The organism is Ilumatobacter sp. (assembly GCF_041688325.1).
In the GTDB taxonomy this organism is placed as follows: Bacteria; Actinomycetota; Acidimicrobiia; order Acidimicrobiales; family Ilumatobacteraceae; genus Ilumatobacter_A.
Map to the genome: position 1 here is coordinate 1 of NZ_JBDNIJ010000093.1, position 7,760 is coordinate 7,760.

Consider the following 7,760-nt stretch of genomic DNA (forward strand, 5'->3'; position numbering starts at 1 on the left):
AAGAAGGCTGTAGCCAAGAAGGCTCCGGCAAAGAAGAAGGCTGTAGCCAAGAAGGCTCCGGCAAAGAAGAAGGCTGTAGCCAAGAAGGCTCCGGCGAAGAAGAAGGCTGTAGCCAAGAAGGCTCCGGCGAAGAAGAAGGCTGTAGCCAAGAAGGCTCCGGCAAAGAAGAAGGCTGTAGCCAAGAAGGCTCCGGCAAAGAAGAAGGCTGTAGCCAAGAAGAAGAAGTGATCAGCTGATCACACTGTAAGTTCGTGACGGGAGGCCCTCCGGGGCCTCCCGTTGCGCGTCTCGGTCAGAGTGACGTAATCAGCTTGAACACTTCGGCAGCTCCGACACCGAATGGAGTTCCGAGGCCCTCGACGCGGGCGCGGATTCGCTCGTCGAAGACGTCGAGTTCGTCGCCGTCGGCGACCTTCATCGTCGACTCAAACTGGCTCTCGTGGGCGTGAAGTGCATCGAGCTTTGTGCCGATGTGAGCGCTGATGTCCTCGCCGTGGTCTGGCTCGTCGGCTTCCCACAACAGCAGAGCGTCAGGCCGGTGGTGTGCGATGCCATGCTCGCGGTAAAAGTGCGGGTCACGGGCGGCAACGATCCCCTCGCACGCCAAGAGACCTGCGTGGCGATGGTCGGGGTGTAACCGATACCGCTTCCAGGGGTCGTGTCCGAGCACGACCTGCGGCTGAAGTTCGCGGATCACCATTGCGACGGCGCCTCGCTCGCGCAGGCTGCTGTCGAGTTCGCCATCGACGTACTCGAGAAAGCGCACCTCACCGGTCACCGCCGCGACACCTCGAGTAAGCCGTGCAGCGGCATCGCGTTGTTCGATCTGGCGCCGGGCCGCGAGTGCAACCGTGTCGGCGCTGGGATCCCATGTGCCCTTGGAACCGTCGGTGCAGACGAGGTGGTGAATGACGCAACCGTCAGCGGCCCACTTCGCCAGGGTGCCGCCACAGCCGAACTCGACGTCGTCGGGATGCGCTCCGATTGCCAGCGCCGATCTCGGTGTGGGGTAATTGAGTGACGGCTCGTCGCTCAGACGGATCGATGGTTGGCCTGGTTCGTTCGCAGCCATGTGGGCAGTACCTCGCGGATGAGTGGGTGGGTGAGATCGTCGGGAGTGTCGATGTCGAGTGCCAGGTCGGGGTCGGCGCGAACCTCGACTGGGATGCCGACCAGGAGTGCTGCGGCGAGGTGGCGCTCGAACGACCTGGCTCCGTATGCCGCCATGACCGTGTCGGTCAGCGGGAACGACATGACGTTTGTGCCGTCGCGACGGTCGTCGGGGACGAGGGTGATCGTGTTGCGTCGGGCGACGGTCGTCAGTGACGCTGGCCGCGGAAGGTCAGCGTGGGCGATGACGACCTGGTCGTACCCGGCGTCAGCTACCGCAGCGACACCGTCGTCGATAGCCCCGTTGAGGCCGAGGCCTGGCCCCCAGATCACTGCGTGGCCGAGCTCACGCGCCCATTCGGCAACGTCGTCGTTGTCGCACGCGACGTAGACATCGATGTCACCAAACGCCCCGACGACCCCCGTGGCGGTCCATCGGGCCAACCGTGCACGCTGTTGTTCGTCAACCGCACCAGACAAACGGCCCTTGGCGGCAGCGAATCGCTTGACGGGAACCAGGGCTGCCACTCGCACTGGGTATAACCCTACGTCCGCGCCTCAAGTCCGCCGTGCTTGGACTCGCTGCGCTGGGCGAACCCAGCATGGCGCCAATAGCCTCACCGGCATGTCAAGCGAGACCAGCGCGTCGAACGGCAACACGATCGAATTGGGTGCCGAGACGTCAACAGTGGTCGGCATCACCGGCCAGCGGTGGAGGGCGAGCGTGTCTCCGTGGGGCTCGGTCACCCCGTGGGCCCAGCCTGACGGCGCTACAGAACGAATCGACTGGCACATTGCAGCCGACGACCGGTGGCACACGCCGGCAACCGAGGCAGCCGTTCGCCAGATCCGGCTTGCCGGAGCGCCTGTCACCGAAACCCGTGTCCGCATCCCCGATGGCGATGCCGTGCAGAGGGTCTGGTCGGTGGCTGACCGCGGCGGGTTGACGATCATCGAGATCGAAAATGACTCCCCGTTGCCGTTCGCTGTTGCTTTCTCGGGCTTGCCCGTGCTCACCGAGCGCCCGCCTGCCGACATGCCGCTGCAGGGCATCGAACTCCCGGCCGGCGCGATCACACTGCCGATTGCCCATCGCACGTCGATCCGTGTGGCGATCGCTCACGGGCCGATCCCTGAGGCGGTCAACCGCCACGCCGCCAACCTGAAGGCGTTGCCAGATGCCGATGTGGTGAGCCGTGGCTGGGTCACCTTGGCTGAGCGGGCGAGCCGACTTGACCTTCCCGACGACGGGCTCGCCGCTGCTGTGGTTGCAGCGCGCTGCGACCTGATGCTGACCGGTCCGATCGACGTGGCCCGAGACCCGATCGGGTTCATTCTTGATGTCAACGAACTGGTGCGCTGCGGCGAAGACGCCGAGCCGTGGATGTACGAGATTGCCGAGCCGCTTGAATTGATCGCTCGCTCTGGCGATGCGTTCGTGCCTGCTGCAATCGCCGCGGCACACCACATTGCTGTTGTCGCCGGTGATCGACGGGCGACGCGCGACATCGCTCGGCTCGCCAAGCGCGTCGGCGACGCCGCTCGGCCCAAGACCGGCCCATTTTCGGAAATCGTCCGGGGTGCGTCTGTTGGCCGCTTCGTCCACGAAGTAGAGCGGCGGCTGGCCAACGGGACCAATTTGCTTCCGACTGGCATCCCAACTCGCTGGCTCGGGGTCAACTTCGAACTGCACGGCGTTCCCACATCGGCGTCGTCAACGGTGTCGTTCGCTGTGCGCTGGCACGGGGAGCGGCCTGCGGTCCTGTGGGAGCAGACCGGCGAGACGCGACGCCTGAGTGCTTCGGCGGTCGACGCCGACTGGTCGTCGAACGAGCAGACCGGTGAGTCGCTGTGGGCAGCACCGGTGCGGCCCGCCGCGCCACGCCGCCTCTCTCTCACGGCGGAGAGCGGTTCACCCTCACAAACTTCGACCAGCTTCACCTGAGCCCGCGCGTCCTCGGACTCGTCGGTGACGCGACTGGGGGACGGCCTCGACTCTGGCATGATGCAGTCGTCATGGCGACGAAAGACCGCAGCTCGAAGAAACGGGCACCGACTCGAGCAATCGAGAAAGAGATGTGGGCTCGCGGGCATCAGACTGTTGTCGGCATCGACGAGGTCGGTCGTGGAGCGTGGGCCGGACCGTTGATGGTCGGCGCAGCAATTTTGCCGCGAGACACTCGAGTCAACGGCGTTCGTGATTCCAAGCTGCTTTCCGAACGCGAGCGTGAAGCCCTGTTCGACAAGATCGCCGGCTGGTGCGTGTCGTGGGCTGTTGGGGGAGCGAGCCAAGAGGAGTGCGATCACCTCGGGATGTCGGCAGCCCAAAAGCTGGCCACGCGGCGCGCCATCGACGGGTTGAGCATCGTTCCCGATGTCGCAGTGACCGACGGTAAGTGGGACTTCGTGTCTCCGTCAGTGGCGAACGTCGAGTTGGCCGTCAAGGCCGACCTCCACTGCCTCAGCGTCGCCACGGCGAGCATCCTTGCCAAGGTCGTTCGTGACCGGCAGATGCGAGCGATGTCGGAGTCGTATCCGCACTGGTCGTTCGACACGAACAAGGGCTACCCCTGTCCTGTTCACAAGGCAGCGATCAAGGGCTACGGGCCGTCGGCTATCCATCGCCGCAGCTGGGTGTTCATGGACAATTGCAATCCCTGGACGGCGATCAAACGCACCCCACCTGCCGGGCAGGCGTCGCTCTTCTGATCAGGCGGGTTCGCAGAGACAGTTTGCGAGCGCTCTCAGGAACTCCAGGACGTCCTCGGGAGCGGCCAGCCGGAACTGGGCCATGGTCGGGGCCGGGCCGACTTTGATCGATACGTCGGCTTCGCCCAGTGCAGCGAATGCCTCTTCGTCGGTGAGGTCGTCGCCGACGAACATCGCGGTGCGTGATCCAGATTCAGTTCGAAGTCGTTCGACCGCGCTGCCCTTGCTGGCGTGCCTCGTGAAAAGTTCGAGCACGTTACTGCCGGCCTTGGTTGAGGTGCCGTTGATGCCCTGCGTCGCGATGGCGAGTGCGGAGAGCGCAGCTGTCCCGAGTGTTTCGTCGGCCTCGCGGATGTGGACAGCCACGCTGGCCTGCTTGTGTTCTACCCAGGCACCGTCGCCGCCAGCGACCGCGGCGGCGTCGGCCAGTTCGATCAGCTGGTCAAGACGCGCTCGCTCGGCGTCGTCGAGCGATTCGAACGGGCGGCCATCTTCCTCCATGCCGTGACTGCCGACGAGGCGCATGGCGGGCGGGAGCCCGAAGGTCCGCATGCTCGACACAGCGCGGCCCGACACAGCGGCGACTGACACGTCATCGGCTGCCAACAGGCGAGCCAAGACGTCGGCGATGCCATCGAGGAGCCGGGCGTCATCGGCGTGGTCAACGAGCGGGGAGAGCACGCCGTCGATGTCGAGGCCGATGAGCAACGGCAGTTCGTAGCCTGCAACTTTGCTACCCAGCTGTGTGGGGTCGTGGTACTCGGGCGTCAGGGTCACTGGTTCTCGGCTGCCCGTGCGAGCGCAGCGTAGAACCGGTCGGCCCAGCCCTGGACATCCATTCGCTTGACCTGCTCGCGGAGCCCAGCCATTCGCGCTCGCCGCTCGTGGCGGTGCATCTCGACGGCGGTCACGATCGACTCTTGGAGGGCCCGATCGTCGTGCGGGTTGACGAGCACGGCGTCGGTGAGTTCGTCGGCGGCACCAGCGAACTCCGACAAGACGAGCACGCCGTCACCGTCGATGTGGGCAGCGGCGTACTCTTTCGCAACGAGGTTCATACCGTCTCGAAACGGGGTGACGAGCATGACGTCGCCAGCGCGGTACAGAGCAATGAGATCGTCGTACGACAGCGTTTGGTACAGGTAGTGGATGACAGGGAGCCCAATCCGGCTGAAGCGTCCGTTGATCTCACCAACGAGCCGTTCGATCTCGCGGCGTTCGTCCTGATAGTGCTCGACCGCTTCGCGAGTCGGTGTCGCGACCTGCACCATCACGCAACGCTCAGGGTCGAGTTCGCCCGACTCGAGCAGCGCTCCGAAGGCCCGCAATCGCAGGCCGATGCCCTTCGTGTAGTCGAGCCGGTCGACGCCGAGCAGGATGACCTCGGGATCGCCGAGGCGGGTGCGAATCTGACTGGTCAATTTGCGTGTGGCACGACCCGCCGCCATTTCTTCGACCTCGGCGAAGTCGATCGAAATTGGGAACACGCCAAGCTCGGTCCGGTGCCCGGCATTGTGGATGACGTTTTCGCCGATGTCAGACTTACGCAGCTGGCTTGCGCATGCAGCGAAGTTGGTCGCGCCCTTCGGTCGCTGAAATCCGATCAGGTCGCATCCGAGGAGGCCATCGATAATTTCGTTGCGCCACGGCAGCCGAGAGAACAGCTCGTACGGCGGGAACGGGATGTGCAAGAAGAAGCCGATGGTGATGTCGGGACGCTGCTGACGGAGCATCGCTGGGACCAGTTGGAGCTGGTAGTCGTGGATCCAGACGATGGCGTTCGGGGGAGCGATGTTCGCCAGTGTGATGGCGAAGCGCTCGTTGACCCGCTGGTAGGCCTCCCACTGAGCAATGTCGTAGGTCGATTCGCGAAGTGCGTCGTGATAGAGGGGCCACAGGCCGTCGTTCGAGAAACCCTCGTAGTAGAGCTCGACTTCTTTGGCACTGATGTCGATCGGGTAGCAGTCGACGCCATCAACGGTGAAGGGCTCGGTTGGATCGTCGGGCGTACCGGTCCAGCCGACCCAGGTGCCGCCTGATGACCGGAGCATGGGTAGGAGCGCCCGAACCAAGCCGCCGGGGCTCGGTGCCCAGCCGTTCTCCGTTGTGTTGTCGCGCATCACCGGGAGCCGGTTGGCGGCAATGACGATCGGTCGGATCGGTGCAGCTCCGGGCGCGGTGGACGACGGATCGTCGGCTGCGATTGTCATACCAACGGTTTACCTGAATCTGCGTCGGCTTGCGTGAAATGTTTGACGCTGTCCGAGTTGAACGCAGCGAACGGTCGACGCGTTGGCTCCACCCGTCGCGATGGGGCACCGTGAAAGCGTTCTGCCTCGCTCAATAGCCCGACAAAGCTCGCGCTGACAATCGGATCGCCGGGCATTCGCTGCACACCGGCCAGACTGGGTGATGTGAGCGACATCGACTATCTCCTTCGGGTTCTCAATGCAAAGGTCTACGACGTTGCCATCGAGACGCCGCTGGAGCCAGCGCCCGGGCTGTCTCGTCGATTGGGTAACAGGGTTTTCTTCAAACGCGAAGACTTGCAGGAGGTCTTTTCGTTCAAGATCCGCGGGGCCTATAACAAGATGGCTCAGCTCGCCGAGGAGGACCGGGCGCGCGGCGTCATTGCCTGCTCGTCGGGCAACCATGCCCAGGGGGTCGCCCTCGCGGCCAACCGTCTCGGCTGTGAGGCCGTGATCGTGATGCCCTCGACGGCATCGTCACTCAAGGTCGACGCGGTGCGCCAGCGCGGAGCAGAGGTTGTGTTGTACGGAGAGAGCTTTGACGAGGCGTACCGGCACGCGCTTGAGCTACAAGCAGAACGTGGGCTCACGCTGGTGCACCCGTTCGACGATCCCGACGTGATCGCTGGCCAGGGAACAATCGGCATGGAAATCCTCCGCCAGCACGGCGGCCCGATCGACGCGATCTTCGTGGCGATTGGTGGTGGTGGCCTGATTGCCGGGGTTGCTGCATTTGTGAAGCAGGTTCGCCCGGACATCAAAATCATCGGGGTACAGCATGACGAGTCAACGGCCATGGCCGACTCGCTGCGCGCCGGCCACATCGTCACGCTGAATGAGGTCGGGCTGTTCTCCGATGGCACCGCAGTGAAACAGGTTGGCAAGGAGACGTTCCGGCTGGCCCAGGAGTACGTCGACGACGTCATCATTGTCGACACTGACGAAACATGCGCTGCGATCAAAGACGTCTTTACCGACACCCGGTCGCTCCTCGAGCCCGCAGGAGCGCTCGCAATTGCTGGTATGAAGAAATACGTTCAGCAGACCGGCGTCGTCGACCAGACTTTCGTCGCTATCGCCTGCGGCGCAAACATGAACTTCACGCGTCTGCGATTTGTGGCAGAGCGCGCCGACTACGGCGAGCAGCGCGAGGCGATCTTTGCCGTCACGATCCCCGAACAACCCGGGAGCTTCCTCCGGTTCTGCGGAGTCATCGGTGAGCGTGACGTCACCGAGTTCAACTACCGAATCAGCGACTCGGCGGAAGCGCACGTCTTCGTTGGCATTGCTGCGTCGTCGCGCGGCGAGACGATCGAGTTGGCCGATGCGTTCGACGAGGCCGGCTTCGACGCCATCGACCTCACCGCCGACGAGCTCGCGAAGGCTCACGTCCGTCACCTGGTGGGCGGTAAGTCGGCGCATGCATCTGACGAGGTGCTCTACCGGTTCGAGTTCCCTGAGCGGCCCGGGGCACTCCTGCGCTTCCTCACGGCGATGAACCCGGCGTGGAATATTTCGCTGTTCCACTACCGCAACCACGGCGCCGACCTCGCGCGTGTCCTGGTGGGCATGCAGGTCCCGACGAGTGATGCCGAGGCGTTCCGGGAATTCCTGGATGACATCGGCTATCGCTTTTGGAACGAGTCCGAGAACCCTGCCTACAAGCTGTTCCTCGGCTCCTGAAGCTCAAAC

At 64.0% G+C, this 7,760-nt stretch carries 8 protein-coding genes; 4 read left to right on the forward strand and 4 right to left on the reverse strand.

From position 1 onward, the window contains the following. Positions 1–228 (forward strand): hypothetical protein (locus ACH2EI_RS06125; RefSeq protein WP_395159455.1); only part of this gene is annotated, 228 nt, incomplete at its 5' end. Positions 229–292: 64 nt separating this feature from the next. Here the strand turns inward: ACH2EI_RS06125 and ACH2EI_RS06130 are convergent. Both ACH2EI_RS06130 and ACH2EI_RS06135 read right to left on the reverse strand, forming a co-directional pair. Continuing rightward, on the reverse strand, positions 293–1,072 hold the full coding sequence (locus ACH2EI_RS06130; RefSeq protein WP_395155327.1) for a PIG-L deacetylase family protein: 780 nt from the start codon (positions 1,070–1,072) through the stop codon (positions 293–295). Continuing rightward, positions 1,033–1,638, reverse strand: coding sequence for a hypothetical protein (locus tag ACH2EI_RS06135; protein WP_395155326.1), 606 nt, complete (start codon positions 1,636–1,638; stop codon positions 1,033–1,035). Before ACH2EI_RS06135 ends, ACH2EI_RS06130 begins: the two co-directional genes overlap by 40 nt. A gap of 97 nt (positions 1,639–1,735) precedes the next feature. Between ACH2EI_RS06135 and ACH2EI_RS06140 the strand changes: the two genes are divergently transcribed. Continuing rightward, on the forward strand, positions 1,736–3,055 hold the full coding sequence (locus tag ACH2EI_RS06140; RefSeq protein WP_395159457.1) for a hypothetical protein: 1,320 nt from the start codon (positions 1,736–1,738) through the stop codon (positions 3,053–3,055). A gap of 71 nt (positions 3,056–3,126) precedes the next feature. Further along, the gene (locus ACH2EI_RS06145; RefSeq protein ID WP_395159459.1) at positions 3,127–3,819 is read left to right on the forward strand and encodes a ribonuclease HII; all 693 of its coding nucleotides are present in this window, start codon (positions 3,127–3,129) and stop codon (positions 3,817–3,819) included. On the opposite strand, the gene otsB is transcribed toward ACH2EI_RS06145, so the two are convergent. Further along, positions 3,820–4,596, reverse strand: a complete 777-nt coding sequence (otsB, locus tag ACH2EI_RS06150; protein WP_395159461.1) for a trehalose-phosphatase — start codon at positions 4,594–4,596, stop codon at positions 3,820–3,822. Further along, on the reverse strand, positions 4,593–6,029 hold the full coding sequence (locus ACH2EI_RS06155; RefSeq protein WP_395159463.1) for a trehalose-6-phosphate synthase: 1,437 nt from the start codon (positions 6,027–6,029) through the stop codon (positions 4,593–4,595). Before ACH2EI_RS06155 ends, otsB begins: the two co-directional genes overlap by 4 nt. Before the next feature lie 204 nt (positions 6,030–6,233). On the opposite strand from ACH2EI_RS06155, the gene ilvA reads away from it, so the two are divergent. Continuing rightward, positions 6,234–7,751 (forward strand): threonine ammonia-lyase, biosynthetic, encoded by a 1,518-nt coding sequence (ilvA, locus tag ACH2EI_RS06160; protein WP_395154140.1) that lies wholly within the window; start codon positions 6,234–6,236, stop codon positions 7,749–7,751. Positions 7,752–7,760: the final 9 nt, after the last annotated feature.

Bases quoted from the DNA above. Each gene is read 5' to 3' on its own strand.
- ACH2EI_RS06145 (WP_395159459.1), top strand. From the start codon at position 3,127: ATGGCGACGAAAGACCGCAGCTCGAAGAAACGGGCACCGACTCGAGCA.
- ACH2EI_RS06155 (WP_395159463.1), bottom strand. From the start codon at position 6,029: ATGACAATCGCAGCCGACGATCCGTCGTCCACCGCGCCCGGAGCTGCA.
- ACH2EI_RS06130 (WP_395155327.1), bottom strand. From the start codon at position 1,072: ATGGCTGCGAACGAACCAGGCCAACCATCGATCCGTCTGAGCGACGAG.
- ACH2EI_RS06140 (WP_395159457.1), top strand. From the start codon at position 1,736: ATGTCAAGCGAGACCAGCGCGTCGAACGGCAACACGATCGAATTGGGT.